Origin of the sequence: Sinomicrobium sp. (assembly GCA_029266035.1) — a bacterium.
In the GTDB taxonomy this organism is placed as follows: Bacteria; Bacteroidota; Bacteroidia; order Flavobacteriales; family Flavobacteriaceae; genus Sinomicrobium.
On the sequence record JAJUFH010000002.1, the window covers coordinates 86,873 to 113,413 of the forward strand.

The 26,541-nt window shown below is 42.5% G+C and carries 29 protein-coding genes; 18 read left to right on the forward strand and 11 right to left on the reverse strand.

Features of this window, described 5'->3' with window-relative positions; all coding sequences use genetic code 11:
- The first annotated feature begins 8 nt into the window (after positions 1-8).
- The 6 genes from trpD (at position 9) to ACYZZR_RS02240 (ending at position 4,755) form a co-directional block, all read left to right on the forward strand.
- A complete protein-coding gene (trpD, locus tag ACYZZR_RS02215) occupies positions 9-1,004 on the forward strand; it encodes an anthranilate phosphoribosyltransferase (RefSeq protein WP_461532354.1) in 996 nt (331 codons plus the stop codon).
- A gap of 37 nt (positions 1,005-1,041) precedes the next feature.
- Positions 1,042-1,830, forward strand: coding sequence for an indole-3-glycerol phosphate synthase TrpC (trpC, locus tag ACYZZR_RS02220; protein ID WP_461532355.1), 789 nt, complete (start codon positions 1,042-1,044; stop codon positions 1,828-1,830).
- A gap of 5 nt (positions 1,831-1,835) precedes the next feature.
- Positions 1,836-2,489, forward strand: a complete 654-nt coding sequence (locus ACYZZR_RS02225; protein ID WP_461532356.1) for a phosphoribosylanthranilate isomerase — start codon at positions 1,836-1,838, stop codon at positions 2,487-2,489.
- Positions 2,474-3,706: a tryptophan synthase subunit beta gene (gene trpB / locus ACYZZR_RS02230; RefSeq protein WP_461532357.1), complete on the forward strand. Its 1,233-nt coding sequence runs from the start codon at positions 2,474-2,476 to the stop codon at positions 3,704-3,706. Before ACYZZR_RS02225 ends, trpB begins: the two co-directional genes overlap by 16 nt.
- A gap of 46 nt (positions 3,707-3,752) precedes the next feature.
- On the forward strand, positions 3,753-4,520 hold the full coding sequence (gene trpA, locus ACYZZR_RS02235) for a tryptophan synthase subunit alpha (protein WP_461532358.1): 768 nt from the start codon (positions 3,753-3,755) through the stop codon (positions 4,518-4,520).
- A 97-nt stretch (positions 4,521-4,617) separates the two neighbouring features.
- Positions 4,618-4,755: a 30S ribosomal protein THX gene (locus ACYZZR_RS02240; protein WP_461532359.1), complete on the forward strand. Its 138-nt coding sequence runs from the start codon at positions 4,618-4,620 to the stop codon at positions 4,753-4,755.
- 67 nt (positions 4,756-4,822) lie between these two features.
- Here ACYZZR_RS02240 and proS read toward each other — a convergent pair whose 3' ends face one another.
- Positions 4,823-6,298, reverse strand: a complete 1,476-nt coding sequence (proS, locus tag ACYZZR_RS02245; RefSeq protein ID WP_461532360.1) for a proline--tRNA ligase — start codon at positions 6,296-6,298, stop codon at positions 4,823-4,825.
- Positions 6,299-6,399: 101 nt separating this feature from the next.
- Here proS and ACYZZR_RS02250 point away from each other — a divergent pair, with 101 nt between their 5' ends.
- The 5 genes from ACYZZR_RS02250 to yidD all read left to right on the forward strand — a co-directional run bounded on the left by ACYZZR_RS02250 (position 6,400) and on the right by yidD (position 11,852).
- Entirely contained in the window at positions 6,400-7,530 is a 1,131-nt protein-coding gene (locus ACYZZR_RS02250) for a hypothetical protein (protein WP_461532361.1), read from the forward strand.
- A 190-nt stretch (positions 7,531-7,720) separates the two neighbouring features.
- Positions 7,721-9,220 carry an OmpP1/FadL family transporter gene (locus ACYZZR_RS02255; RefSeq protein WP_461532362.1) on the forward strand — a complete coding sequence of 500 codons (1,500 nt, stop codon included), beginning with the start codon at positions 7,721-7,723 and terminating at the stop codon, positions 9,218-9,220.
- Between the two features lie 154 nt (positions 9,221-9,374).
- A complete protein-coding gene (gene folE / locus ACYZZR_RS02260) occupies positions 9,375-10,055 on the forward strand; it encodes a GTP cyclohydrolase I FolE (RefSeq protein ID WP_461532363.1) in 681 nt (226 codons plus the stop codon).
- 31 nt (positions 10,056-10,086) lie between these two features.
- Positions 10,087-11,574: a cysteine--tRNA ligase gene (gene cysS, locus ACYZZR_RS02265; protein WP_461532364.1), complete on the forward strand. Its 1,488-nt coding sequence runs from the start codon at positions 10,087-10,089 to the stop codon at positions 11,572-11,574.
- A gap of 32 nt (positions 11,575-11,606) precedes the next feature.
- Entirely contained in the window at positions 11,607-11,852 is a 246-nt protein-coding gene (gene yidD, locus ACYZZR_RS02270) for a membrane protein insertion efficiency factor YidD (RefSeq protein ID WP_461532365.1), read from the forward strand.
- Positions 11,853-11,911: 59 nt separating this feature from the next.
- Here yidD and ACYZZR_RS02275 read toward each other — a convergent pair whose 3' ends face one another.
- Together ACYZZR_RS02275 and ACYZZR_RS02280 are read right to left on the reverse strand one after the other, a co-directional pair.
- Positions 11,912-12,244, reverse strand: a complete 333-nt coding sequence (locus tag ACYZZR_RS02275) for a type II toxin-antitoxin system PemK/MazF family toxin (protein ID WP_461532366.1) — start codon at positions 12,242-12,244, stop codon at positions 11,912-11,914.
- Positions 12,241-12,477: a ribbon-helix-helix domain-containing protein gene (locus ACYZZR_RS02280; RefSeq protein WP_461532367.1), complete on the reverse strand. Its 237-nt coding sequence runs from the start codon at positions 12,475-12,477 to the stop codon at positions 12,241-12,243. The genes ACYZZR_RS02275 and ACYZZR_RS02280 overlap by 4 nt, the downstream gene beginning before the upstream one ends.
- Before the next feature lie 165 nt (positions 12,478-12,642).
- Between ACYZZR_RS02280 and lgt the strand changes: the two genes are divergently transcribed.
- Both lgt and ACYZZR_RS02290 read left to right on the forward strand, forming a co-directional pair.
- A complete protein-coding gene (gene lgt / locus ACYZZR_RS02285) occupies positions 12,643-13,473 on the forward strand; it encodes a prolipoprotein diacylglyceryl transferase (RefSeq protein ID WP_461532368.1) in 831 nt (276 codons plus the stop codon).
- Between the two features lie 10 nt (positions 13,474-13,483).
- The gene (locus tag ACYZZR_RS02290; RefSeq protein ID WP_461532369.1) at positions 13,484-13,972 is read left to right on the forward strand and encodes a DUF192 domain-containing protein; all 489 of its coding nucleotides are present in this window, start codon (positions 13,484-13,486) and stop codon (positions 13,970-13,972) included.
- A 42-nt stretch (positions 13,973-14,014) separates the two neighbouring features.
- On the opposite strand, the gene ACYZZR_RS02295 is transcribed toward ACYZZR_RS02290, so the two are convergent.
- The 8 genes from ACYZZR_RS02295 to ACYZZR_RS02330 form a co-directional block, all read right to left on the reverse strand.
- Positions 14,015-15,460, reverse strand: coding sequence for a DUF5723 family protein (locus ACYZZR_RS02295; protein WP_461532370.1), 1,446 nt, complete (start codon positions 15,458-15,460; stop codon positions 14,015-14,017).
- Positions 15,453-16,109, reverse strand: coding sequence for a hypothetical protein (locus tag ACYZZR_RS02300; protein ID WP_461532371.1), 657 nt, complete (start codon positions 16,107-16,109; stop codon positions 15,453-15,455). The genes ACYZZR_RS02295 and ACYZZR_RS02300 overlap by 8 nt, the downstream gene beginning before the upstream one ends.
- Before the next feature lie 23 nt (positions 16,110-16,132).
- Positions 16,133-16,837 (reverse strand): YjjG family noncanonical pyrimidine nucleotidase, encoded by a 705-nt coding sequence (locus tag ACYZZR_RS02305; protein ID WP_461532372.1) that lies wholly within the window; start codon positions 16,835-16,837, stop codon positions 16,133-16,135.
- Between the two features lie 29 nt (positions 16,838-16,866).
- A complete protein-coding gene (locus ACYZZR_RS02310; protein WP_461532373.1) occupies positions 16,867-18,183 on the reverse strand; it encodes a polysaccharide deacetylase family protein in 1,317 nt (438 codons plus the stop codon).
- A 78-nt stretch (positions 18,184-18,261) separates the two neighbouring features.
- Entirely contained in the window at positions 18,262-18,957 is a 696-nt protein-coding gene (gene radC / locus ACYZZR_RS02315; RefSeq protein WP_461532374.1) for a RadC family protein, read from the reverse strand.
- 66 nt (positions 18,958-19,023) lie between these two features.
- Positions 19,024-19,899, reverse strand: coding sequence for a Mur ligase domain-containing protein (locus tag ACYZZR_RS02320; protein ID WP_461532375.1), 876 nt, complete (start codon positions 19,897-19,899; stop codon positions 19,024-19,026).
- A gap of 70 nt (positions 19,900-19,969) precedes the next feature.
- Positions 19,970-20,593, reverse strand: coding sequence for a trimeric intracellular cation channel family protein (locus ACYZZR_RS02325; RefSeq protein ID WP_461532376.1), 624 nt, complete (start codon positions 20,591-20,593; stop codon positions 19,970-19,972).
- Between the two features lie 38 nt (positions 20,594-20,631).
- Complete coding sequence (locus tag ACYZZR_RS02330) at positions 20,632-21,372, reverse strand: RDD family protein (RefSeq protein WP_461532377.1); 741 nt, start codon at positions 21,370-21,372, stop codon at positions 20,632-20,634.
- 233 nt (positions 21,373-21,605) lie between these two features.
- Between ACYZZR_RS02330 and ACYZZR_RS02335 the strand changes: the two genes are divergently transcribed.
- From ACYZZR_RS02335 to ACYZZR_RS02355, 5 genes are read left to right on the forward strand one after another with little or no spacing between them, the layout of a single operon-like run.
- Entirely contained in the window at positions 21,606-22,574 is a 969-nt protein-coding gene (locus tag ACYZZR_RS02335; protein WP_461532378.1) for a stage II sporulation protein M, read from the forward strand.
- Positions 22,571-23,503, forward strand: a complete 933-nt coding sequence (locus ACYZZR_RS02340) for a hypothetical protein (RefSeq protein ID WP_461532379.1) — start codon at positions 22,571-22,573, stop codon at positions 23,501-23,503. Before ACYZZR_RS02335 ends, ACYZZR_RS02340 begins: the two co-directional genes overlap by 4 nt.
- The gene (locus tag ACYZZR_RS02345) at positions 23,500-24,231 is read left to right on the forward strand and encodes a DUF4129 domain-containing protein (RefSeq protein ID WP_461532380.1); all 732 of its coding nucleotides are present in this window, start codon (positions 23,500-23,502) and stop codon (positions 24,229-24,231) included. The genes ACYZZR_RS02340 and ACYZZR_RS02345 overlap by 4 nt, the downstream gene beginning before the upstream one ends.
- A complete protein-coding gene (locus tag ACYZZR_RS02350) occupies positions 24,228-25,439 on the forward strand; it encodes a DUF4350 domain-containing protein (RefSeq protein ID WP_461532381.1) in 1,212 nt (403 codons plus the stop codon). The genes ACYZZR_RS02345 and ACYZZR_RS02350 overlap by 4 nt, the downstream gene beginning before the upstream one ends.
- On the forward strand, positions 25,436-26,524 hold the full coding sequence (locus tag ACYZZR_RS02355) for an AAA family ATPase (protein ID WP_461532382.1): 1,089 nt from the start codon (positions 25,436-25,438) through the stop codon (positions 26,522-26,524). Before ACYZZR_RS02350 ends, ACYZZR_RS02355 begins: the two co-directional genes overlap by 4 nt.
- Positions 26,525-26,541: the final 17 nt, after the last annotated feature.

The window sequence follows — 26,541 nt, forward strand, 5'->3', positions numbered from 1 at the left end:
TTTCAAATATGAAAGCTATATTAAACAGACTGATCAATCACGAAACTATCTCCAAAGAAGAGGCCAGAAATGTTTTGGTCAACATCTCCGGAGGAGCGTATAACACCAGCCAGATCGCCGCTTTTCTCACGGTTTATATGATGCGCAGCATTACAGTGGAAGAACTAGAAGGCTTCCGCGATGCTTTGCTAGAATTGTGTATCGCGGTAGATTTGAACGGCACAGAGGTAATCGACCTCTGCGGAACCGGAGGAGACGGAAAGGACACCTTCAACATCTCTACTCTCGCCTCTTTTGTCACTGCAGGCGCCGGGGTGCCGGTAGCTAAACACGGTAATTACGGTGTCTCTTCAAAATGTGGCTCCAGCAATGTTATGGAATTTCTCGGAATACGGTTTTCTAATGATGTAGACTTCCTCCGAAGATCGTTGGACGAAACTAATATCTGCGTCCTTCACGCCCCCTTGTTTCACCCTGCCATGAAAAATGTAGGTCCTATCAGGAAAGAGCTGGCTGTAAAAACATTTTTTAATATGCTTGGTCCCATGGTCAATCCCGCCTTCCCAAAAAACCAAATGGTGGGTGTATTCAATCTCGAACTGGCGAGAATGTACGGATATCTATATCAGAATACCGATAAGAACTACACCATACTTCACGCTTTAGACGGCTATGACGAGCTCTCGCTCACCGGACCGGCCAAAGCGATTAGGAATCAGTCGGAAGAAATGCTCCACCCAGCCGACTTCGGATTGGCTCCTTTGCAACAAAAAGATATAAAAGGAGGTAATTCGATTGAAGAATCCGCTGCCATTTTTATGAATGTACTTCAGGGAAAAGGAACAGAAGCCCAGAACAATGTTGTCTGTGCTAATGCTGCTTTGGCAATTGCCACAGCTCAACAAACAAATCCGCAACAAGCCCTCGACATGGCTAGAGAAAGTTTGACATCCGGTAAGGCACTTAATTCTCTCGAAAAACTCCGAAGCCTCTCTGCCAGTTAAATACAATCGCTAAAATCTAACTCTAAAACATTAAAAAATGCCTGATATACTGGATAGGATTATCACCGACAAACGCAGGGAAGTCGCCCTAAAAAAAACAATCATCCCGGTAGCTCAACTCGAAGCTGCTTCACTGTTTGAAAGATCTACTCTTTCTATGGCATCCAGACTGAATGAAAGCGCTACCGGAATCATTGCCGAGCATAAAAGGCGATCGCCTTCCCGAGCGGTTATCAACCACGACCTCAGCGTGTACGACGTAGCTTCTGGCTATGAAAAAGCCGGGGTTTGTGGAATGTCTGTGCTCACCGACGGAAAGTATTTCGGAGGCTCTCCCGAAGACCTCTGGATTGCACGAGCCAGTACTTCCATCCCCCTGCTGCGAAAGGAATTTATCGTCGACGAATACCAAATCATAGAAGCCAAATCTTATGGTGCAGACGTCATACTACTCATCGCATCGGCACTCACAAGAGAAGAGATCAAATCCTTCTCCGAATTGGCTCAGAGCCTCTCCCTGGAAGTATTGCTCGAAGTTCACAACGAAGAAGAACTCCACAAATCGGTAATGCCTTCATTGAATATGTTGGGAGTCAACAACCGAAATCTAAAAACTTTTGAAGTGAGCATAGCAACCAGCGAAAGACTTTCAACCCTAATCCCTGACGATTTTGTCAAAGTTTCTGAAAGTGGTATCAGCGATTACAACACCATTGTCGGACTTAGGGATTTCGGTTACCGCGGATTTCTCGTCGGGGAGAATTTTATGAAAACTCCTAATCCAGGGGAAAGTGCGACAGCTTTTATCAGAAATCTAACAAACTGAAAAGCATGGCTGTAAAACTCAAGATATGCGGCATGAAATTCCCAGACAACATCAGGGAAGTCGGTGAGCTAAAACCGGATTACCTCGGTTTTATCTTTTACCGCAAATCTCCGAGGTATTTTGAAGGTGATATACCCGAAATACCTCAACACATAAAAAAGACAGGGGTGTTTGTAAATGCATCTGTAAAAGAGATCGCCGACAAAGTAGAACAGTTTGGTTTACGAGCAGTACAACTACACGGCGGGGAATCTGCGGACTATTGTACAGAATTGGGCAATACTGTGCCAGATGTAGAGATTATCAAGGTGTTTTCAGTAAAGGACGAGTTCGATTTCCAACAACTCCTCCCTTTTGAAAATACCGCTAACTATTTCCTTTTCGACACCAAGGGAAAACACCCCGGAGGCAACGGCTATACCTTCGATTGGAGAGTTCTTAAAAACTATCCTTCCGAAAAACCCTTTTTCCTCAGTGGAGGCATAGGCTTGGAAGAAGTCGAAAAGGTCTGTGAATTTCTGAACAGCCCGGAATATAAAAGTGTGGCTCGCCTGTGCCACGCCATCGATTTAAACAGCAAATTTGAAACAAAACCCGGTTATAAAAACACTGGAGATCTGAAAGAATTTAAATCAAAAATAGTATGTCAGCAACAATAAACAGCATCACTCCTATCGGAGGAAATGCAGGGAAAGGAGCCTATCACGTAAGCGAACGCGGGTACTACGGTGAGTTTGGGGGAGCTTTTATCCCGGAAATGTTATATCCGAATGTTGAAGAACTGCGCCAAAAATACCTTGAAGTGATGAGTGAACCTTCATTCAAGCAAGAGTTCAATAAGCTTCTCAAAGATTATGTAGGCCGGCCCTCTCCCTTGTATTTTGCAAAGCGTATGTCGGAAAAATACGAAACTCGTATCTACCTGAAACGGGAAGATCTCAACCATACCGGGGCTCACAAAATAAACAACACCATTGGACAAATCCTTATGGCCAGACGCCTCGGTAAAACGAGAATCATTGCCGAAACAGGCGCAGGACAGCACGGGGTGGCTACAGCTACCGTCTGTGCCCTTACCGGAATGGAATGTGTAGTCTATATGGGTGAAATCGATATCGCTCGCCAGGCTCCCAATGTAGCTCGCATGAAAATGCTCGGCGCTGAAGTTCGCCCGGCCCTGTCTGGAAGCCGAACCCTGAAAGACGCTACCAACGAAGCTATTCGCGATTGGATCAACAATCCTGTAGACACTCATTACATCATCGGTTCGGCTATTGGACCTCATCCATATCCCGATATGGTGACTCGCTTTCAAAGCGTAATTTCCGAAGAGATCAGAGCGCAGCTCCTCGAACAAGAGGGCAGGGAAAACCCAGACTACGTAGTCGCTTGTATAGGAGGAGGAAGTAATGCTGCCGGAACTTTTTACCATTTTCTCGACGAGGAAGATGTAAACATCATTGCAGTAGAAGCTGCGGGTAAAGGTATCGATTCTGGAGAAAGTGCAGCTACCTCAGTACTGGGGCATCAAGGCATTATTCACGGCTGCAGAACACTGCTGATGCAAACGGAAGACGGACAGATTACTGAACCTTATTCTATTTCAGCCGGACTCGACTATCCCGGTGTAGGCCCTATGCACGCCCATCTGTTTAAATCGGGAAGAGCTGAATTCAAAGCCATAACCGACAGCGATGCTATGAAAGCCGGACTTCAACTATGCCAGCTCGAAGGTATTATTCCCGCTATCGAAAGTAGTCATGCTCTAGCCGTTTTTGAACATCAAAAATTCGGCAAAGACGATATTGTCGTCGTGGCATTGTCCGGCCGGGGAGATAAAGACTTGAATACTTATATCGATTATTTCAGTCTTTAACTTGCTGTACTGAAAGCTTCATATATTACAGACTAATCACATCACTATGACGACAAATAGAATTCATCAAAAATTGCAGGAAGACAAAAAGATCCTGTCCATTTATTTTACCGCAGGTTATCCCAGGTTGGAAGATACAGTGTCTATTATTGAAAACCTACAGAACAGCGGAGTGGATATGCTAGAGATCGGATTGCCCTTTAGCGACCCTCTTGCTGACGGACCTACCATACAAGAAAGTTCAACTCAAGCTCTGAAAAACGGCATGACGACCAACGAGCTCTTCAAACAGTTGAAAGACATCAGGAATAGCGTACACATCCCCTTGATTATTATGGGGTATTTCAACCCTATTATGCAATACGGGGTAGAAGCTTTTTGTGCAAAATGTGCAGAGATAGGCATCGACGGACTTATCGTTCCCGATCTTCCTGTCGACGTCTACGAAGAAGACTACAAGTCCCTGTTCGAAAAATACGGGTTGGCAAATATTTTCCTTATCACACCGCAGACACCCGACGAGCGCATTCGCTATATCGATTCCGTTTCCGACGGCTTTATCTATATGGTCAGTTCGGCTAGTGTCACCGGAGCCAAAAGCACTTTTGGAGATGTTCAGAAACAGTATTTCGAACGCATTCACAGTCTGCAATTAAAAAACCCGCAGATTGTCGGTTTCGGAATAAGCAATGCCGATACTTTTGAAACAGCGACCAATAGAGCCAAAGGAGCCATCATCGGTTCGGCTTTTATCAAATTTCTGAACGAAAAGGGCATTGATGCCATTCCCGAATTTGTGCAGTCTATTCGCTAATCCTAAAATTGTAACAAGGGTATTCTCTAAATCAGCTGTTAGCCCATTTGAATTGAATTTCTTAACTTGTAGCGAAGTTTAACCAAATGATTTAACAATGGGAAAAGGTGATAAAAAAACCAGAAGAGGAAAAATAATCATGGGGTCATACGGAAAATTGCGCCCCAAGCGTCGTAATTTTAGATTGCGCTCTCAACACATCAAGGCAGAGAGTCCAGATTCAAAGAAATCCTAACTCAAAAACACAAAGGCCATTGCTCTAATCGAGAATGGCCTTTGCTGTATTATTGTCTTTCTACTTTTTAGTACGCTTTGGCAAACAATACTCTTCGCTTAGAAGGCTTGCCACTGTACATACAAACTCCTTCTCCTTCCTCTGCATCCAAAGGAATACAGCGTATTGTGGCCTTGGTCTCTTCTTTAATAGCATCTTCTGTTTCGACCGTGCCGTCCCAATGCGCCGAAAAGAACCCTCCTTTAGATTCCAACAGCTCCTTGAATTCTTCGTAAGAATCTACCTTTGTAATATGTTCTTCCCTATAATTAAGGGCTTTGCTATATATATTTTTCTGTATATCGTCTAAAAGAAATTCTATCCTGTCTACAACCTCTTCTCCTTTTACAATTTCTTTCTCCATGGTATCTCTACGCGCCACCTCGTAGGTACCGTTTTCCAAGTCTCTGGGACCTATAGCCAAGCGCACTGGAACCCCTTTGAGTTCGTATTCGTTGAATTTCCATCCGGGTTTCTGCGTATCTCTATTGTCGTACTTCACAGAAATTCCTCTACTGCGAAGTTCTTGTACCAAAGGTGCTACGTGATCGGAAATAGCATCCAGCTGATCTTCCCCTTTGTAAATAGGCACAATAACCACTTGTATTGGTGCGAGTTTTGGAGGAAGTACCAAACCGTTGTCATCGCTATGGGTCATAACAAGAGCCCCCATCAATCGAGTAGACACTCCCCAGGAAGTGGCCCATACATATTCCTGTTGTCCTTCTTTATTGGCATATTTCACGTCAAAAGCCTTGGCAAAATTCTGTCCCAAAAAATGAGAGGTACCCGCTTGCAAAGCTTTGCCGTCCTGCATCAGTGCCTCGATGCAATAGGTCTCTACCGCACCGGCAAAACGCTCACTTTCCGACTTCACTCCTCTGATTACGGGAACTCCCATAAAGTTTTCGGCAAAATCGGCGTATACTCCCATCATCTGCTCTGCCTCAGCTATGGCTTCTTCTCTTGTGGCATGTGCCGTATGTCCTTCCTGCCATAAAAATTCGGCTGTGCGCAAAAACAGACGAGTACGCATCTCCCAACGCACCACATTCGCCCATTGGTTGACCAATACCGGCAGGTCGCGGTACGATTGTATCCACTTGCGATAAGTATCCCAAATTATCGTTTCGGAAGTAGGGCGTACGATAAGCTCCTCTTCTAGCTTGGCCTCGGGGTCTACCACCACTCCACTACCGTCTTCGGCATTTTTGAGTCGATAATGTGTTACTACTGCACACTCCTTAGCAAAGCCTTCTACGTGATCGGCCTCCCGGCTCAAATACGATTTGGGTATAAACAAGGGAAAGTAAGCATTCTCATGCCCAGTTTCCTTAAACATTCTATCCAATTCAGTCTGCATCTTTTCCCATATAGCATAACCGTAGGGTTTTATCACCATACACCCTCTCACTCCTGAGTTTTCGGCCAGGTCGGCCTTGATGACTAGCTCGTTATACCATTTGGAATAGTCTTCGCTTCGCTTTGTTAAGTTCTTACCCATTATCTGTAGTTTGGCACAAATATTGCACTTCTGTTAAAGTAGAAATATAGTTTGGCAAAACTAACTATTTTTGCTATGTTCAACAATAAAAATTTGCAATGATGAATACTTTAAAAAATATTAAAAAATTCCGTTTTCTGCTAGCTGGTGCAGTCTCCGGAATTTTCCTATCTTCATGTGGTTCCTACCAGCAGGCTTCCTATTACGATGCCGACGGAATCTACGGAAATACTACCGATTACAGTTATGGACGAGCCCAGGAACAGTACCGCAGCAACACAGAAGAACCTTCTGGCTATCAGTCTTATTTTTCCCGAAAATCGGAAGAATTGAATGCTATGACCAGTAACGACTACATCTTTACAGATATCGATGGATATTCCAGCAATCAGATAAATGACTCTACCGATATCGTAGCTGACGATTACCGCTACGATTATCAAGGAGGCTACCCAGGATGGGGAGACAACCCACAAACCACTTCGATAAACATATACAACAACTCTTGGGGTGGATGGTATAGCCCTTATTGGAGCAGCGGTTTGTACAGTCCCTATTGGGGAGGTGGTTGGTATGATCCCTATTGGGGTGGATGGGGTTACAACTCTTGGTACTACAACGGATGGTACAGCCCGGGATGGAGCATTGGATGGAGCTACTGGGGTGGAGGTTATCCCTACTGGGGCGGAGGCTATTACCACTATTATAGCCCGTATTATTACCACTACGGAAGGAGAACTTATGCCTACACCAACACGAGAAGGTATTACAACAGAAACAGTTTGACCAATACCAACAGGAGTACTTCTACCAGCAGAAGGTATTACAGAAATAACACTGAAGCGAGTACTAATAGAAGATCGTACCGCAATACCAGTGGAGCTAGTACCAATAGAAGAACATACAGAAACAGTTCTAATATCAATGCAGGAAGAAACACATACCGTAACTCTAACACAAATGCTACAAACCGACGTACCTACAGGAGTAGTAATTCGGAAGCGACGACTCGAAGAACTTATCGCAGCAGTACTCCCAGGCAAAGTCAAAGATCGTACAATACTCCGACAAGGTCTAGGTCTACCAGAAGGTCTTATAGCACTCCATCGAGATCTACTCGCTCATACAGCACTCCCACAAGATCCACCCGAAGTAGTTCGTCAGTACGGTCGTATAGCCCGTCGAGATCTTCGGGAGGTGGAGCCACCCGGTCTACCGGCAGAAGGCGATAGAAAGTGAATAAAAACCGGTAGCAAAACGAAATGTTCACCATTGCAAAACAACCGCATGCCGCTTCCTAAAAAACTGATGCCAAACACAACAGCAACTTGAAATTGAGAAAAATAACCGTGATTTTTCACAGTCATGGTTGTTTTTTGCTCGACAACAAACATATACAGATTCTCATAAACACAGATTCTTATGAAAAAAGTACTGATAACTCTGGCCGCTTTGGGTGTTGCAACTCAGATACAGGCTCAAACTATAAACGATGTCCTAAGATTCGGTTCTGAAAATATTCAAGGGACAGCGCGATATCAATCTATGAGTGGTGCATTCGGAGCTCTTGGAGGTGATCTTTCAGCACTGAACAACAACCCCGCTGGTTCAGCTGTATTCAACAATGGTATGCTTACCATTTCAGGAAACAGTTACAACACCAAAAACAAAACGGGATATTTTGGCAATTACACCAATACAGATGCTTCCGACTTCGACCTCAACCAATTAGGAGGCGTATTGGTATTTCACAACAATAGTGGATCGGACTGGAAAAAAATCTCTCTCGCATTTAATTTTGAGAAGACAAACAACTTCGAGAACGAATTTATTGCTTCCGGCACCAGTGACCAGTCTATCGATCGTTATTTTATGAGCTTTGCCAACGGTACCCCTCTGGGTGACCTCGGTGTTTTTGACGATGAATTTATGGGGGATGCTTATCTGGATATAGGTTCTGCGTACGGATTTGGAACACAACAAGCGTTCTTGGGGTACTACGGAGGGATATTCGATCCAGTAGATACAGACGACAACAATACGGAATACGTATCTAACGTCCCAGGAGGATCGGTAAACCAATACTTTCTACAGAGCACCACCGGCTACAACAACAAGTTTACCGTAAATGTGGCCGGACAGTATACCGAGAATTTCTACGTAGGAGCGTCGCTTAACTTTCACGACGTTCAATACGAAAAATACACTCAACTAGACGAAGATGGATACTCCTCTCCTGCTATGGAATTTATCACTTTCGACAACCTGTTGTTTACTCAGGGGAGTGCTTTTTCATTTTCTCTCGGAGGGATAGCACGAGTAGGCGAAATGGTGCGCTTAGGTCTTTCCTACCAATCTCCAACTTGGTACAATCTCAACGATGAGCTATCTCAACGTATGGAGACGAGTAACGAAGACTCTCGATTGGCAGAAATCGACTTAAACTACGTCAACGTGTTGGAAGATTACAAAATACAGATTCCTTCAAAATACACCGGAAGTGTAGCGCTGATATTCGGGCAACAAGGTCTGATTAGTCTCGACTACTCCTACCAAGACATGAGTAATGCCAAGCTTAAACCCACTTCTGTTCCGGCCTATCAAACGGAAAACCAATATATAAGTAACAACCTTCAGGCTGTTTCTACTGTACGACTTGGTGGTGAATACCGTATAAATCACTTTAGTCTCCGAGGTGGATACCGCTACGAACAAAGCCCCTATGACAGCGATATGATAGGCGACCTGAACGGGTATTCTGTAGGACTCGGATACGATTTTGGGAGCACGAGAATTGATGCCACTTTCGGCCAGTATATGAGAGATTACAAATCCCCGCTATACGAACAGGGGCTTACCAATACGGCCGATATAGACAGCAAAAACACAAACGTCACCCTGTCGCTTACCTTTAACTTGTAAAATTCGTCAAACAGCTATTTGTCCTTAAGAAATGCGTATCTTTGCATCCTCTTACTAATTGCTGCAATATATATTTGTAGCAAAGTAGTAAAAAGGTGCAGTCAAAAATGCGATTTTCACATCTGCTGTACCGGGAAATATAAATGCTAAATCGATGAAAATAGACAAAGCCTTGGAAGAGCAGTTTGAAGAGATTGGTGACAATCACGCATCGTCTTCGGCAGACACCCCGTTGAGGGAAGATGCATTTGAGCTTTCTGACGATGAAAAAATGGAGCGTATAGAACAAGACGTGTACCACATTATGGATACTCTCGGACTCGATCTTACCGACGACAGCCTGAAAGGGACACCGAGAAGGGTAGCCAAAATGTTTGTAAAGGAAATTTTTAGTGGGCTGCACCCGGAAAGAAAACCAAAGGCATCCACCTTTCAAAACAAGTACAAATATGGAGAGATGTTGGTAGAAAAAAATATTACCGTATATTCTACCTGCGAGCACCACTTGCTCCCCATAGTAGGACGAGCACATGTGGCCTATATTTCCAAAGGCAACGTTATAGGGCTCTCCAAAATGAATCGCATCGTCGATTACTACGCCAAAAGACCACAGGTACAGGAAAGAATGACTATGCAGATTGTTCAGGAACTGCAAAAGGCTCTAAATACAGAGGATGTAGCCTGCGTTGTAGATGCCAAGCACCTCTGCGTAAATTCTAGGGGAATACGAGACATCGAGAGCAGTACCGTTACCGCAGAGTTTGGAGGTAAATTTAAAGACCCCGCAGTGCGTAGAGAATTCCTGGATTATATAAAAATGGATACCGAATTTTAGTTCACCACCCTCTAAAATTACACAGCTCGAAATGCAGTTATACCGAGACCAAAAGTTAAAGATATACAATTCGCTTAACGGACAGAAGGAAGTATTTGAACCCATCAATGAAGGTCATGCAGGAATGTATGTATGTGGACCAACGGTTTACAATTACGTACATCTCGGGAATTGCAGGACGTTTATATCTTTCGATTTGGTTTTCCGTTATCTCCGGCATCTCGGTTACAAGGTGAGGTATGTGAGAAATATTACCGACGCTGGACACTTGGAAAACGACGCCGACGAAGGTGAGGATCGCATCGCGAAAAAAGCAAGGCTCGAACAGATAGAGCCCATGGAAGTGGTACAGCGATATACCGTAGATTTCCACAATACCCTGAACCGCTTTAACAATTTGCCTCCCAGTATAGAACCTACTGCTACAGGACACATCATCGAGCAAATCGATATTATTAAGGATATTTTAGACAAAGGATTTGCCTATGAGGTCAACGGTTCGGTGTATTTCGATGTTATCAAATTCAACAATACTACCAAATACGGTAAACTGAGTGGAAGAAATGTCGAAGACCTGATACACAATACTCGTGAATTAGACGGACAAAGCGACAAGAAAAATCCGCAGGACTTTGCGTTGTGGAAAAAGGCCGAACCCCAACACATTATGAGATGGCCTTCACCCTGGAGTGATGGTTTCCCCGGATGGCACCTCGAGTGTACCGCTATGAGCACTAAGTACCTCGGAGAAAAATTTGATATCCACGGAGGGGGAATGGATTTGAAATTCCCTCACCACGAATGCGAGATCGCACAGGCAGAAGCTTGCAACGGTCACTCACCAGTAAACTACTGGATGCACGCCAATATGCTCACCCTCAACGGTAAAAAAATGGCCAAGTCTACAGGCAATAATATTTTGCCCAACGAGATTTTTACAGGCGACAACAATATACTGAGCAAACCATTCACTCCCACAGTAACGCGTTTTTTTATACTACAGGCGCACTACAGAAGTGTTTTGGATTTTAGCAACGATGCTCTGATCGCTTCAGAAAAAGGTTTCAACAGACTAATGGAAGCCATCCATCTTCTCGATGAACTTCAGGTTTCACAAGATACTCGAGGTTTTGATGTAAATGAGTGGAAACAAAAATGCTACGATGCGATGAACGACGACTTCAACAGTCCTGTACTCATCGCCCACCTCTTTGAAGCTGTCAAGTTTATCAACCAACTCAAAGAAGGGAAGGCCAGCGTTTCTGCAGACGATTTGAGATTGCTAAAGGAAACTATAAACGCTTTTGTTTTTGATGTACTCGGACTGGTAGACAGCGCTATCTCTAATGAGGGAGACACAGACAAACTATCTGGCGTGGTAGAATTGCTGATCAATCTCAGAGCGGAAGCGAGAGCAAATAAAGATTTTGCCACATCCGACAAAATAAGAGATGAACTCTCCGCAATGGGAATTCAACTCAAGGACGGAAAAGAGGGAACTACTTTCTCTCTCTCCTGACCTCTATTGCACCTATACAAAACAGGCAGTACATGACACTCTTACTAAAAATACTCAGCTTCCCGTTTATATTTTTGGTAAAAGTGTACCAATACCTGATTTCTCCCCTCACCCCGGCAAGCTGCAGGTACAGCCCTAGCTGTTCTCAATACACCGTAGAAGCTCTACAAAAACACGGACTTTTTAGGGGAGGAAAACTGGCTCTAAAAAGAATATTCAGTTGTCACCCCTGGGGCGGTTCAGGTTACGACCCTGTACCTGATAAGGAAGAGAACTGAGTAATTGACAAAGATAGAAGGTGATTCAAAAACTACAAAACTAATCTCAGACTAAGATTTCAATACTTGAGAATATCGTTCAGCGTTTTCACAGCAAGGGCGAGTTCTTCAGGGTTTATAACTCCCAGTTTCTCTACTAGCCTGTACTTAGAAACAGAGCGAAGGTGAAAAATCAACATCTCTGACTCCTTTTTAAGCCCATTAACCTCATTGGGAAGAAGTATTGGATTTCCTTTATACCTCTTGATTTTAGTCGTCAAAGGCACCACTATTACCACATTGAGATACTTGTTCAACAGATTACCACTCACAACCACTACCGGTCGATAACCAGCTTGTTCACTCCCTCTGGTAGGATTTAAATCAGCATACCAGATATCTCCTTGCTTCATTGGTCTTCGAGTTGTTTCAGGTAATCTTCCATTCCTTCTTCGGCTAAAGACAAAAGGTTTTCGTCTGTAGATGCCTGTTTATAAGACTGTATATACTCGGCTCTTTCAAGGTGTTCCAAATATAGCGTCAGGGCATTTTCTATTAGCTTATTTATGGGCATAGACATTTGCTTTGCTCTTGATTTGAGCATTTGAAGAAGATGATCGGGTAGTGTACTGGTAAATGTAGCCATATCTTTACTTTCCCACAAATGTATTAATTTTATTTTGGTTTTAAAAATATATTTAATATTTACAATTTATATTTATACTCATTTTAATATGTATGGATTTTTAATCGCTCTTTTCGCTATTTTGTTTTTGGTTTCCCTATATTTACACTCTCATAAATAAAAGAAATGCACTTTTTAAGTATACACTGGAACCCCAGCGAGGGCATAGATCTCGGTTTTTTTATGCTGCGCTATTACAGCCTGATGTTTGTCGTAGCTTTTGTACTAGGCTGGTTTATTATGAAAAAAATATACGAGCGTGAAGGACTGACGGTCAATGAGCTCGACTCCCTGTTTATCTATACAGTACTGGCTACTCTTATCGGAGCTCGCTTGGGGCATTTTCTCTTTTACGAACCCGAGATGTTTATCAAAGATCCGCTCCATATCTTTCTTCCTGTAGAATTCAGTCCGAAATTTCGCATTGTAGGCTTTCGGGGGCTCGCCAGTCACGGAGCAGCTATCGGGATTATTATCGCCATGTTCTATTACAGCAAAAAGATAATCCACAAACCAATACTTTGGATATTAGATCGCATTGTCATTCCCGTATCCCTCGGAGGAATATTTGTCCGTATTGGGAACTTCATGAATTCGGAGATTATCGGAAAACCTACAAATGGTGATTACGGAGTTATTTTTGAAAAACTTCGCGAAGATTTCCCCAGACATCCCACTCAATTATACGAAGCATCGGGATATTTACTGGTATTTCTCATACTTTGGTACATCTATTGGAAAACCGAAAAGAGGAACAAACTCGGATATATCTTCGGTGTATTCCTCATCTTGTTGTGGGCTGTGAGGTTTATCGTTGAATTTTTCAAGGAAAACCAGGTTCCTTTCGAAGATCAATTGTCTTTAAATATGGGACAGTGGCTGAGTATACCTTTTATCCTCTTCGGAATTTATCTCGTGCTTAGAAACCGGAAAGACGAACAGTCGAATAACGCATAAATAGCAAGATATGTTCAGAATACTCATCGTCATTATCTTTGGAGGTCTATTGATTTTAAATACTTCCTGTAAGGGAGATAAAAAAAGCTCTTCGGTAAAAACACAGGAAATCCACTTTACCAAAGAGGGAGAGTTAAACCTGTTTAATACTGATGCCACACTTCTTAAGCGACTGGAAATAGAGATTGCCGACGACGAATACCAGGTCGAAACCGGCTTGATGTACCGTACGGAAATGGCTGAAAACCGAGGGATGCTCTTTGTGTTTGACAACGAAGAACTGCGTTACTTCTACATGAAAAACACTTATATCCCCTTAGATATTATCTATATCGACGCTACTCAGAAAATTGTGAGCATCAAAGCCAACGCGGAACCGCTCAACGAAAACTCAATCCCTTCCGACTTCCCCGCACAATACGTACTTGAAGTCAATGCTGGGATGGCTAAAAAATGGGGACTCCAACCGGGCGACTCTATCAGTTATCAACGCAATTGAGAATCGGACAGGCACCTTCTCAAATACGAGAACAACTTGTGCTTATAGCTCTTTAAAGGGAGGCTCAGGATTCGAAAAAATATAGTTAAATCCGAACTGAAGTCCGCCGTAATTAGCTTTTCCCAGATTGAGAAGGCCGGGAATATCGTCGGCCAATAGGTAAAACTGTACTTTTCCAAGTCTTGTTGCTAGTCCGACTCCGATATTGGTCTGAGAATAACGATCGGCAGTATAACTCAATTTAGCTTCCAGAAAGTTCGTAAGTTGTCTACTGTAAAATCCCGTTACAGATGCTATAGGTCCTTGCGGACGGTTTATCACAAACAACTGGACTCCTACCTTATTGATATAGTTTTCATAATCGGTGAGGTGGTGGTTCTTTTTATCTTTCCGAATTCCAAAGGCATAATTTACCGCTCCGTAAATTTTGTACGCCCTTTGAGTCGTATACTTGTTATTGTTTTTATCATAAGATAAGTTATCCTCTATTTCATCTTTTAGGTTCTCCCAGTAATCTCCAACCGACGAACCCTCGGCACCGTTGAGAAACAACTCCACTCCTTCCAGTTCGTAATTCCCTTCAAGCTCATAATTCCTAACATCCTCGGTATGCCTGATAAATCCGAAATCGAGCAAGCTGGCTGTAACGGTCCACTGCGGTGACGGATGATAGCTCATTCCGAAATCAAAACCCAAGCCGAAATTACCACTGAACAACATTCGACTTCTCAATTTTTCCCGGGCTTCTTCTCCATCTTCGCCCTTTTCAGGGGTTTCGTCCAGCGATTTATACCCGGAAGTGCGAATGGCTACATCGGCCATAATACGATGCATATAGAAGTTGCTCGCATCGTTTTCGGTAACAAAGTAACCCGAGTTGCCAGAAGAGTGTATATCGACCATGCCCGAATACCACTTAGCCCTCACTCCCACTTGTAGTCGGTCGCTGATTTTTCTGCGCCACCCAAAGTGAAGTACTGTGAGTATTTCTGCCGAAATATCGAGCTGTGCTAAATCCATTTTTTCCCCTATTCTACCCTTGTTCCCATAATAAGCAAATTTTGCAAAATCATCTGGCCAGTACATAAAGACATCGGTTTCCTGATACATCCCAAAAGAGAAATAATCCCTGCTCATCCAATTGCCTTTAAAGCCAATATTGAACAACTCCAACTGCTGATTGACAGAAATCACATCCTTTGGAGACATTCGGTCTATCAGCTTTCCCACCTTGTCGTTAAAACTCACCTCATCGTCTGAAAATAGATCGTAGATCGAGAAACCACTCGACCCTACGCCTACTCGAACTCCCGACAGCAACGGTATCCCTACATACCACTGTTGGTCTACTTCGGCAGCCGGATTGAGTAATAACGACTGTGGTACGGCCGTAAAATCATATAGCAAGGCTTTGTTTTGGGAATGCGCATAGAACCCAGAAAAACAGAGTTGCAACAACAGATATAACAAGCCTACCGTCCTATTCATTTCCCTTCTTCACATTGATACCCAATTGAAAAAAGGCCATAGATTTCAAACGGATAAAGTCTTTCTTATCCAATTCTTCCAGCCCTTCTATCTCCACGCTAATATGTATGTGGTCTACTTTCTTTAGTTGATCTATTTCTGCAGCTGAATATTTCAGAGTATCTCGTCCGGTATACTCTACACCATCTCGGGAGGGCTCCAGATTGATTTCAATACGTTTCGGATTTTCCTCGGCAACACCGGTCAAAGCCACACTCACCGAAGTCGCTGTATTAAAAGTACTCCCCACTTCAAATACCAAAGAGGCCGATTCTAAATGATCTACAACATACTTTTCAGAAAAAAAATCAAAACTAAGGTCCTTTTCTATTGGATTAGGCTTCTCAATAATACCCTCAATATCTTTTATTAAATCAGTGTCTATAGGCAACTTAGTCAATTCCTTTACATTAATCGTCTCTACAGGAATCAGATCGCACAACTGCACATTAGGGTTCATCTCGTTTAGCAATTCACAAGAGGTAAGCGTATCTACATATACCAATCCCGTTTCCAATTCGGGTTTAAAAGCAAAATCATCGACTTGATCAAAATCTACATCCTTCAAGCATCCCCCGAACACGCTGCTCAGAAGGACCGTTAGTAACATCCAGTATTTTTTTCTGCGTCCTTTCACAAATGATGCTTTATCTCTAGGAGGTTGTTTATAGTGAGAATATCCTCTTCCGATTTTTCCTCACGGGTATTGTAGTGAATAGCTTTCATCCCTACCCGCTGAGCTCCGTAGATATCGGCTTCGAGATCGTCTCCTATCATCACTGCATTTGCAGCCGTAATACCGGCCTGTTGTAGCGCGTAGTGAAAAATACCCGGATCCGGTTTTTTTACTCCGGAAGGCTCAGAACACACCACATGGGTAAAATAGGGAGCTATGCCTGAATTGATGAGCTTTTTGTGCTGCACCTCTTCAAAACCATTGGTAATAATGTGCAAACTGTATCTGCTTTTGAGATACTGCAATATCTCTTTGGCGTATTGAAAGAGGTGATTATTTTCGGTGAGATGTACAACATAATCTTCTACGAGCAGCTCTATCAGCTCGCTGTTTACCTCCTTTCCCAACATTGAAAAAGTGCGTTCTAGCCTAGATCGCCGCAATTCGTCTTGAGTGATTCTGTTTTCCCTATACGCCTTCCAACAATCTCGATTTATAGGGGTGTACACCCTCATAAAATCTGACGATTTCACTTCAACCTCACGGATTTTCAGGATGTATTCGAAAGCAAGAGCCGAATTCTTCTCGAAGTCCCAAAGCGTGTGATCGAGATCGAAAAAAATATCGGTGATTGCTGTGATGTAGTTTTTGCCGGCTTTCATTTGGAAATCATTTACTTTTTCAAAACCAATTAAACTGAAGATCCTTTGCGCTCCTCATAGCGTTTTGAAATCCATTTGAAATATACATCTTTTAGATCGAGTGACATTTCCTCTGTCCATCGCTCATTGGAAAATACTGTTATAAAATCCCCTCCACTGCGTTCTACATAACTGTACAATTCATCCATTTTCTTTAAAGCCTCTTCCTCATCTTTCAAACTGAGCAAGGCAGAATCCTGAATACAGAAGGGGTTGACTTTTAAAGGCAATTGTATTTCATAACTTATATCGTAAAAGTAAAAAGGGATACAACTACCAGCTCTAAATCCTAGCACATCGGAATATCCCATGGTGTAATCCTCGTTAAATTCGGCTTCTACTGCAGCCTTGTACGATTCCGGAATAAAGGAGCGGTTGTAACGAGCTCTAACTCTCTTTACAGGTCTGTTGATAATCTCTTTTAGCCGAAGTCGCTCCTTCTTAAGTGCCTGGGCATTGTCTACCACATAATAAGACGACATCAGGGAAACCACGTGATAATCGGCCACCGATTTTATCAAGGTTTGAAATGAACTCTTATTGTATGGAATATTTTTGTCGTAGGCTGAATAATCTCCCAGCAGGAAGAAAAAAACAGACTTAACACCGTATTTTCGATGCGCTTCAATGAGTTCACTAAAAAAGTCGTAAGGATCCTTTTTAAGTCGGAGAAGCACCAAATAGCGTTCCAATATCTTGGCGGGTTTTAAAGCTATCAAATCCATCACGGTACCGGCAAGGGTTCTTATAATTCCCTTTTTGCGATACGCATAGGCTACTGCAATATCTATTACTGAAACAAATTCTGTACTTCGCTTTACAAAACCGGCATCCGGGAACCTCTTCTGAAGTGCCACAGCGAGTTTTCTAACCCATAAATCTACTACTGGAAGTTCGAGAAAACCATGCTCCCAGGCAAGACTCTCTTTGGCGGGGTATCTGCCGTGTTCATCCTTTACATGTGGCAAATACTCTTCGTAGCGACTCAACAGATAAAATCCGGCTGCAAAAACATCAAACGGAATGCTAGACTTATCGCTCGTAGCAAAAAAGCAGGGTATATCGTCCCATTTCTGAACATTGATATCTATGGCAGATATTCCCTGCTCAAAAAGAATATCGTGACTTCGGATAAAAAATTCGTTTTGAAGCGGGTGCTTGGTGTATGTAATTTTAGCTTCGGAATGAGCGATAAAATCCTCTACTTTATCTGTGATCTTCAACTCCATCTGAAGCATATTTACAAAGATATGCTTCATGATATAGGTAACCCTAGGAGTTATTTTATGGGTGTAAACTAATAACATGTCCAATATTCGATTTCCCGGTCTCTCAGTTAGAAACCTCTTCAAAAGTTCCGTCCATCGATAGACTGAAACAAAAATCTATAAAATACGATGGTCTGCAAAGCTAAAATAGCTTTTTTCTGTGATTATCAGGTGATCTAATACACGAATATCCAGACTTTCGGAAGCGAGCTTCATTTTTTGTGTCAGTTTTTTATCGGCATCACTTGGTTCCAAAGTCCCTGAAGGGTGATTATGGGTAAGTACTATAGAGGTAGACCCCAATTCTAGAGCTGTTTTTAAAGCCAACCTAATATCTACCAAGGTACCGGTGATACCTCCTTTGCTCAACTGTACATACTGAATGAGCCGATTTGAATTGTTGAGGTAAATAATCCAAAACTCTTCATGTGGCAATTCACCCAAAACGGGTTGCATAAGCTCGAATACCGAAGCACTGCTAGTTACTTTAAAACGCTCGAGTGCTTTTTCTACCCTTCGGCGCCTACCAAGTTCCAAAGCAGCTGTAATCGCAATGGCCTTGGCCTCCCCTATACCCTTAAAACGCATGAGTTTTGCTACGGAAAACCTACCCAGTTCATTGAGATTGTGGTTGGCAGCACCGAGAATTCGTTGTGAAAGCCCTACGGCACTTTCTTCCCTGTTGCCACTGCCCAAGAGTATGGCTATTAGTTCGGCATCGGTGAGCGCCTGTTTGCCTTTGTTCAACAACTTTTCTCTCGGACGGTCGCCTTCTTTCCAGTACTTTATCGATAAGGGTAGTGCTTCTTTCATCGGTTTGTAATTTCCAATAAAGATAAGACTAACCAATAAGAATTCAAATAATTTCTTTAATCAATATCAAGAATTTTCATACGAGTATATTCCATCGTAAAAATCGTCTTCATCTATACCGAGATGCTGACACAACCACTTGGCTCCCAAAAGATGCCCAGTGATATCGGCCTCATCAATCTCCAGAGGCAGAGGTCCCTCAGGAGTATCGAGTACTAGCTCTCCGCTGTCTTCATCACCAGTCAACATTCCATATGAATGTTTTCGTATAGGGTTCTCTGAAGCTTCTATTACAGCTTTTAGTTCCAGATTGTCTTCATTGTAAACCACAATACCTCCTTTTACAATGCGATCTGTAAGTGTTTGCGCTATATCTGTAGATCCCCCCGGAAGTGATGTCAGCCATGCTATATTGGGGTGATAGTGATAAAATTGCGGTTGTGGGTCGAGAGCAGAAGCGGGAAGATGACTACCAGCGAGCAGTACAAACTCGTTATCTTCTGAGAGCTGCAATTGCATGCTCCCGTCTTTTTCTATTATCGCATCGACACTCTTGTTGTGGTATTTCATCACGTGCAGTACCAATCTGAGTAGTTTACTGCTGTAATCACCTCCTGCAATCACCACCCTTGTCTTGTTGCGGGTCAACTCATACAATACTTCTGGTACAGTATACACTGGGAGTCCTAGGTCTCGGGCTCGTTTTAGCTCCTGATTGTCTTTGCCTATACCCGCTCCAATAACTAGTCCGTCGCCACTTTTAGCATTAAAGTCTAACCACCACTCTTTTTCAGATAACTGTACATCGCCTTTCAAAAGTTCTTCCTTCTTTTCGCGCTCGAGGTTCTCCTTGTTCCTACTTAATTCATAACCAAAATCACCAAGTGTACAGGCGAGGGCAAAAAGCTTAGGATCATCTAGACCCACACAATGTAAACGCATATTTTTTCTATTTGAAGGCATAAAGATAAAAAAGCATATACACTCCTACTCAAAAAAAAAGAAAAACCCGTTAATCTGCGCTCTTGCTCTCTTTTTTATAAATATTGGGAAGTGCCAACCCAAACCGAACAGCCAGCAATCTTATCGCGATAACAATGGCAATAGAGATTAAAAAAATCACATCATCAGAAATAGGCAGCGTCCGAAGCAGAAAATAGGCTGCCGCACCCGAAACACAGGCCGTAGCATAAATCTCCCGATGAAAAATAACAGGAATTTCATTGCACAGAGTATCTCTTACTACTCCACCAAAACAAGCTGTGATAGTACCGAGTGTCATACACATCACAGCACTCAATCCCGCGTCTACCCCTTTTTCCACACCTACTAAGGTGTACAAACCAATGCCTATGGTGTCGAACAGAAAAAGAGATGTTCTGAGGTATTTTAGTTTCTTTCTGAACAGCAATCCCGTAATTACGGTAACAATAATGGTATACATATACACATTGCTCTGCAACCAGGTAACTGGCTCTACACCGAGTAGAATATCTCTGATAGTTCCCCCTCCAACCGCGGTTACAAAAGCAATGATAAAAACTCCAAAAATATCGAGCTTCTTGTCCAAGGCTGCCAATACCCCCGAGATTGCAAAGGAAACGACTCCGAGAAGATCTATTACGAGATAAAACATTTTGTATTCTGTTTTAAATTACCACTGTGTTATTGGAGTTACATATGCTGAGTAAAATAATTATAATCTTTCAATACGCGTTCTATAAATGCTCCTACGGTAGGCTCAGCAGCCGGAGCTTGAATTACATCTTCTACCTTCTCCTTGAGCTTTATCAACAACTCTCTGTCCCCCGATTTTCGGGCAGAGTAATAGGTGTCCTTTACAATTCTAATATCATTGTCCGACAGGCGTATCACCGAAGGATACACTGGTTGATAGTCTTCTTGTAAGTTTTCTAGTATAGTGTGGCTTATACTTACCTTATCTTTTAAACTAATTACAGAAGTACCTGCAGTCATATCTCCCAATCGCTGACTTTTGTCACTACTCACTATGCCCACTATGGCGACAACTCCTCCCATCATATTAATATCCACAAGGCGAAAAAACCAGCGTATGAGGTAATCGCCAAAAGATGCCTGATAACCATCTATCTTTACCACCTTTACCTTCAACAACCTCTTTCCTGGAGTCTGTCCTTCGAGAAGGGATTCAAAGACAAGGGTATAAAAAATAACCGGAATTAAAAAAGTCAGAATAACAGCGATAAACGACCATTGATCCATATCTTTTACCACCTGGTCAACTCCTAAAAGATCAGCCAATTGAAAGACCACAACCACATAGGCTATTTTAATCAAAAAATCGATCGCATAGGCAAGTATACGCTCTCCTATAGAGGCCGCGGTAAAGCTGATGTTTACATTTTGTGTGGTGTTGATCTGTAATTCTGCCATAATGAGTACGTTTGCAAAAACCTCGTGTATTCCTTACTATCAGACTGCCAAGTTACTATTTACTTTCATTACTATTTTATCCCTTAAAACAAGTATTTTGCGTAAAATTACAATATCCCGAGTATAAAAGTATCTGTTTTCTTTTAACTTTACGGTTCGAACACACCTTTTATTTTCCACCGTCATTTCCATTTCAGACTTTATTATGATTGGTGGAATTATAAGATAAACAAATGAGAGAAGTTGCATTTATTACACAAAACAAGGAGAAGTGGCTCAATTTTGAACAAGCCGTATTTCGTCGACGATTTAAGGATCCGGACGAGCTGGCTTCTCTGTATATTCATATTGTGAACGACCTGTCGTATGCACAGACCTACTACCCCAACAGCAAAACCATCACTTACTTAAACCAATTAGCGGCCAAGGCCTTTCAACGCATTTATCGCACTCGTCGACAAGACACCAACCAACTGTTGTACTTTTTTCGCACCGAGGTTCCCCTCATCGTATACCAACACCGTAGATATTTTGCCTACGCCTTTGCGCTGTTTTTTATATTTGTCGGAATAGGAGTGATCTCTGCAGCTCACGACGACAGCTTTGTACGGTTAATTCTCGGCAATGGCTATGTGAATATGACAATGGAAAACATCAACAACGGCGACCCCGTAGCGGTTTATAAGAGCGGAAGCAACTGGGGGAGTTTTATCGGGATTACCCTAAACAATATTTACGTGAGTATGCGCGCTTTTGTTTACGGTGTTTTCGGGGGACTCGGAACGGGGTGGATATTGCTTCACAACGGTATTATGCTGGGAGCTTTTCAATATATGTTTTACGCCGAAGGTGTACTGTGGGAAAGTGTGAGAGGAATCTGGATACACGGAGCAATGGAAATTTTTTCCATAGTGGTTACCGGCGCTGCAGGCTTTATTCTTGGAGCGGGCATCCTCTTCCCAAAAACATATTCGCGAAAAACCTCCTTTAAAATGGCTTTTAAAGACGGTATCAAGATTTTGATGAGTGTTATTCCATTCTTTGTCGCAGCCGGTTTCCTCGAAGGCTTCGTCACCCGATATGCCAATGTCATGTCAGATACACTAGCACTAATCATCATACTTGGCACCCTGTGCCTCATATCGTATTACTACCTCGTGTATCCCTTTATCACACACCGAAAAACAACTAATTCACTATGATAGAGCTTTATAAAAAAAGGGAGTTTGGCGAACTCTTTTCAGACACCTTTGCCTTTATCAAACAGCACGGCAAACATTTTTTCAAGAATTACTTGATAATCAACGGGGCTTTTATCCTAGTGTTGATGGTATTTACCTATTTCTTTATGAAGATGTATAGCATACTACTTACTGGCTCTGCCTTGTATGCCTCAAATACTATGCTGGAGGATTACTTTAACAACAATGCCACCTTTATCGGCATCTTTGTCATCCTCTTTGTACTGGTAGCCCTCGTGGTGGGCTTTATCACCTATGCTTACACCCCTATATATCTATGGCTGTATTCGCGGACGGGGAATACCGATTTTGGAAGAAAAGAAATTGTAAAAATGCTCAAAGACAATAGCGGAAAACTGATTACTTTTATACTGATGTGCCTACTATTGGCCATTCCTGTATTTATCGCAGCAGGCATTGTAGCGGCCATAATGGTTGTAACCATTATAGGAATTTTTTTCCTCCCGCTTCTTTTGGCTATTGTCACCCTTACCTACAACAATGCCTTGATGGAATACTTAGGGTCGGACAAAGGAGCTTTTGAATGCTTTGAATACGGCATGAAACTCACCTTTAAAAGATTCTGGACCAGTGTGGGTAGTGTAGCATTGTTTTATTTTATAATACAGATTGTTCAAGGACTAGTCTCTCTAATCCCGTATATGGTGGGCATGGTATCGGTAATCACTACTACAGGATCGGGAAGTTCGGAAGAAAGCGCGGCGCTTATGATGACCATAATGATGGTATCTTACCTCATTTCGTTTATACTGAGTTTAATAGGCAATACTTTTATACAGATAAATCAGGGTGTGGTTTATTTTAGCCTCAAAGAGGAAACGGAAAATATCAATACCGCTTCTGTTATTGATCAGATAGGATCCCAATGACTTTGAAAATACAACTTATAACATTTATACTCGCATTTATATTCCTTCCTTCCGTCTCTGCACAGAGTCTTGGAGACAGTATTCGTATTGATCGCTCGCCCGTGGTAAAAAGAGCTTTTACCAAAAATCCGGAGCAAAAATACAAGGGCAGCGAATACATCTACGAATACGAAACTACTAGTGGATGGTTTTCCAGGTTTAAGGAATGGTTTATACTGAAAATGAAAAACTTGTTTCGGCTGGAATCACAGCATAAAGCGGAAGAAATCACCGATCTTATCGTCAAAATACTATACGTAGCAATTGTCCTAGTCGTTATCTACTTTATAATCAGAGTTATTGTCAATCGAGAAGGGCGGTGGATTTTTAAAAAAAACACAAACCGCAATATCCTTGTAGCAAGAGATATAGAAAACAACATCCACATCGTCGATTTCCAAGCTCTTGTCGGGGAAGCCGTAGCTTCAAAAAATTACAGGGAAGCCATCAGGTATTACTACCTGTGGCTGTTAAAAGAACTCTCCGAAAAAGAACTCATTGCCTATGATGTAGAGAAGACAAACAACGACTATCAAACAGAATTATTAGATCACGCTATCTATCCAGAATTCAGATATGCCGCCTACCTCTACACTTACATTTGGTACGGTGAGTTTGACATAGATAAACTGCAGTACTCCAATGCTGCCAGAACTTTTTCCGGACTTATAAAATCGGTGTCCAAATGAAGAACAGTATAAAGATATACATAGCGATACTGGTACTTCTTATGGTAGCTGCGGTAGTCTTTGAGGTTTCAAGACCCAAACCGATAGACTGGAGCCCTACTTTTAACGAGACACAGACAATACCCTATGCCTTAAAAGTACTACACACCGAGCTTCAGCAAGCCTTCGACGATGTTGAAGACATTGAAGTTTCCCCCTACGAGTTCCTGTCTGGCACCCTGTCTTATACCGATACCGTCTATTCCAAAGGACCGGATTTCGTTTATATTGACAGTAGGTTTGAACTTGACGACACCTCAGTTTCCGAATTGCTCAAATATGTTGAGGCTGGTAATACCGCTTTTATCTCCTCTCTTTACTTCGGTTCCACACTGGTCGACACCCTCGGCTTTAAAACGGATTACAGTGCCACTTACGACAAAGACGGGGTTTTAAAATTCGCCAATCCCACACTAAAACAAGATAGTGCCTCTGTAAAACAAGGAACTGCAGGGATGTATTTTTCAGACTTAGATTCTCTAAAAACCACTGTTCTCGGCTATCAGGATTTTAATGAAACCCAGATAAACTACGTGAGCATCCAATTTGGAAAAGGAAACTTTCTTCTCCATTCTTATCCCTACGCCTTTACCAATTACTACCTGCTCAAAGACCGAAATATGGAATACGCATCGGGGGTATTCTCTTATCTTCCCTCCGATAATTTGTATTATAAAGCCAAAGATCGCAGAATGAAAGTACTCGGGAATTCCCCGCTGAGGTTTATCAATTCGCAAGCTCCCCTCCAATGGGCGTGGTTTACTGCCCTGCTTACGCTATTGGTCTTTATGCTGTTTAACGCCAAGAGAAAACAACGCATCATCAGGGTTATCCCACCTGTACCTAATACTACGGTCGACTTTGTAAAGACCATCAGCAACCTGTATTACGAAACAGGAGAGCACAGTAATCTAGTAGAAAAAAAGATTACTTATTTCTTGGAGGGAATACGAAACCGATATCATATAGACACCACACAACTCAACGAAAAATTTGTGGGCAATCTCGCCGCAAAAACAGGAAAGAAAAAATCGCTCATAGAACACATCGTAAAACTCATTAATAGCCTGCAGAACCGCACAACTTATAGTGAGCAGGATCTGCTGGAACTCAACAGGGCTATAGAACAGTTTTACACTGATAACACAGATAAAAATAAAGAAACATGAATACCGAAGATCGCATACCTGAAGAAAACGAAAGAAAGGAAGAAGCACAACACCACGACCAAACAGAAAACCCTGTGCAGGAACAGACTGCAGAAACTTCCTCACCCGAAGAACCTCTGGAGTTTGAGTCGCGCATAGACCTCTCTCGGCTACAAGCTGCTGTAACCCAAATGCGAAAAGAGCTTTCTGGAGTTATCGTAGGCCAAACTCATATGATAGATATGCTACTCACAGCCTTGCTTGCAAACGGCCATGTGCTTATAGAAGGAGTTCCCGGAGTGGCCAAAACCATTACAGCCAAACTCTTGTCGCGTGCCCTGACAGTCGATTTCAGCAGAATACAGTTTACGCCAGACTTGATGCCATCTGACATACTGGGAACCTCGGTATTCGACCTCAAGAAGTCAGAATTCGAATTCAGAAAGGGACCGGTATTTTCAAATATGCTGCTCATAGATGAGATTAACCGGGCACCGGCAAAAACCCAAGCAGCCCTATTTGAGGTCATGGAAGAGCGACAGGTTACCATAGACGGTCAACGCTTACTACTTCCTCCTCCCTTTATGGTACTCGCCACCCAAAATCCGGTGGAACAGGAAGGGACATATCGCCTACCCGAAGCTCAACTGGATCGTTTTCTGTTTAAAATTGATGTGGGATACCCTTCACTCGAGGAAGAAATAGAAATTATCACCCGTGAACACATACTGGGAGATACTCCTAAAACTGATAAGGTAAATGCATTCCTCTCCAAAGAGCAGATTTCCGAGTATCAAAAGTTGGTAAATGAGCTTCGAATAGAACCTCATCTTTTAAAATACATCGCAGAAATTATAATCAATACGAGAAATAACCCTTTCTTGTATCTAGGTGCCTCTCCTCGAGCCTCAATCGCCATGCTAAAGGCTTCTAAAGCCTATGCTGCAATTAACGGACGTGACTTTGTAACTCCAGAAGACATAAAGCTGGTGGCAGTTCCTGTACTACAACACCGCATTATCATTACACCCGAAAGAGAGATGGAAGGGGTTACAGCAAAACAGGTAATACAACAGATCATCCAGACTGTCGAGATTCCGAGATAATGGCTATATTACATTTT

What these genes read in the sequence shown, in the direction of transcription:
- trpD (WP_461532354.1), top strand. Translation starts at nt 9, where the DNA reads ATGAAAGCTATATTAAACAGACTGATCAATCACGAAACTATCTCCAAA.
- trpC (WP_461532355.1), top strand. Translation starts at nt 1,042, where the DNA reads ATGCCTGATATACTGGATAGGATTATCACCGACAAACGCAGGGAAGTC.
- ACYZZR_RS02225 (WP_461532356.1), top strand. Translation starts at nt 1,836, where the DNA reads ATGGCTGTAAAACTCAAGATATGCGGCATGAAATTCCCAGACAACATC.
- trpB (WP_461532357.1), top strand. Translation starts at nt 2,474, where the DNA reads ATGTCAGCAACAATAAACAGCATCACTCCTATCGGAGGAAATGCAGGG.
- trpA (WP_461532358.1), top strand. Translation starts at nt 3,753, where the DNA reads ATGACGACAAATAGAATTCATCAAAAATTGCAGGAAGACAAAAAGATC.
- ACYZZR_RS02240 (WP_461532359.1), top strand. Translation starts at nt 4,618, where the DNA reads ATGGGAAAAGGTGATAAAAAAACCAGAAGAGGAAAAATAATCATGGGG.
- proS (WP_461532360.1), bottom strand. Translation starts at nt 6,298, where the DNA reads ATGGGTAAGAACTTAACAAAGCGAAGCGAAGACTATTCCAAATGGTAT.
- ACYZZR_RS02250 (WP_461532361.1), top strand. Translation starts at nt 6,400, where the DNA reads ATGAATACTTTAAAAAATATTAAAAAATTCCGTTTTCTGCTAGCTGGT.
- ACYZZR_RS02255 (WP_461532362.1), top strand. Translation starts at nt 7,721, where the DNA reads ATGAAAAAAGTACTGATAACTCTGGCCGCTTTGGGTGTTGCAACTCAG.
- folE (WP_461532363.1), top strand. Translation starts at nt 9,375, where the DNA reads ATGAAAATAGACAAAGCCTTGGAAGAGCAGTTTGAAGAGATTGGTGAC.
- cysS (WP_461532364.1), top strand. Translation starts at nt 10,087, where the DNA reads ATGCAGTTATACCGAGACCAAAAGTTAAAGATATACAATTCGCTTAAC.
- yidD (WP_461532365.1), top strand. Translation starts at nt 11,607, where the DNA reads ATGACACTCTTACTAAAAATACTCAGCTTCCCGTTTATATTTTTGGTA.
- ACYZZR_RS02275 (WP_461532366.1), bottom strand. Translation starts at nt 12,244, where the DNA reads ATGAAGCAAGGAGATATCTGGTATGCTGATTTAAATCCTACCAGAGGG.
- ACYZZR_RS02280 (WP_461532367.1), bottom strand. Translation starts at nt 12,477, where the DNA reads ATGGCTACATTTACCAGTACACTACCCGATCATCTTCTTCAAATGCTC.
- lgt (WP_461532368.1), top strand. Translation starts at nt 12,643, where the DNA reads ATGCACTTTTTAAGTATACACTGGAACCCCAGCGAGGGCATAGATCTC.
- ACYZZR_RS02290 (WP_461532369.1), top strand. Translation starts at nt 13,484, where the DNA reads ATGTTCAGAATACTCATCGTCATTATCTTTGGAGGTCTATTGATTTTA.
- ACYZZR_RS02295 (WP_461532370.1), bottom strand. Translation starts at nt 15,460, where the DNA reads ATGAATAGGACGGTAGGCTTGTTATATCTGTTGTTGCAACTCTGTTTT.
- ACYZZR_RS02300 (WP_461532371.1), bottom strand. Translation starts at nt 16,109, where the DNA reads ATGTTACTAACGGTCCTTCTGAGCAGCGTGTTCGGGGGATGCTTGAAG.
- ACYZZR_RS02305 (WP_461532372.1), bottom strand. Translation starts at nt 16,837, where the DNA reads ATGAAAGCCGGCAAAAACTACATCACAGCAATCACCGATATTTTTTTC.
- ACYZZR_RS02310 (WP_461532373.1), bottom strand. Translation starts at nt 18,183, where the DNA reads ATGTTATTAGTTTACACCCATAAAATAACTCCTAGGGTTACCTATATC.
- radC (WP_461532374.1), bottom strand. Translation starts at nt 18,957, where the DNA reads ATGAAAGAAGCACTACCCTTATCGATAAAGTACTGGAAAGAAGGCGAC.
- ACYZZR_RS02320 (WP_461532375.1), bottom strand. Translation starts at nt 19,899, where the DNA reads ATGCGTTTACATTGTGTGGGTCTAGATGATCCTAAGCTTTTTGCCCTC.
- ACYZZR_RS02325 (WP_461532376.1), bottom strand. Translation starts at nt 20,593, where the DNA reads ATGTTTTATCTCGTAATAGATCTTCTCGGAGTCGTTTCCTTTGCAATC.
- ACYZZR_RS02330 (WP_461532377.1), bottom strand. Translation starts at nt 21,372, where the DNA reads ATGGCAGAATTACAGATCAACACCACACAAAATGTAAACATCAGCTTT.
- ACYZZR_RS02335 (WP_461532378.1), top strand. Translation starts at nt 21,606, where the DNA reads ATGAGAGAAGTTGCATTTATTACACAAAACAAGGAGAAGTGGCTCAAT.
- ACYZZR_RS02340 (WP_461532379.1), top strand. Translation starts at nt 22,571, where the DNA reads ATGATAGAGCTTTATAAAAAAAGGGAGTTTGGCGAACTCTTTTCAGAC.
- ACYZZR_RS02345 (WP_461532380.1), top strand. Translation starts at nt 23,500, where the DNA reads ATGACTTTGAAAATACAACTTATAACATTTATACTCGCATTTATATTC.
- ACYZZR_RS02350 (WP_461532381.1), top strand. Translation starts at nt 24,228, where the DNA reads ATGAAGAACAGTATAAAGATATACATAGCGATACTGGTACTTCTTATG.
- ACYZZR_RS02355 (WP_461532382.1), top strand. Translation starts at nt 25,436, where the DNA reads ATGAATACCGAAGATCGCATACCTGAAGAAAACGAAAGAAAGGAAGAA.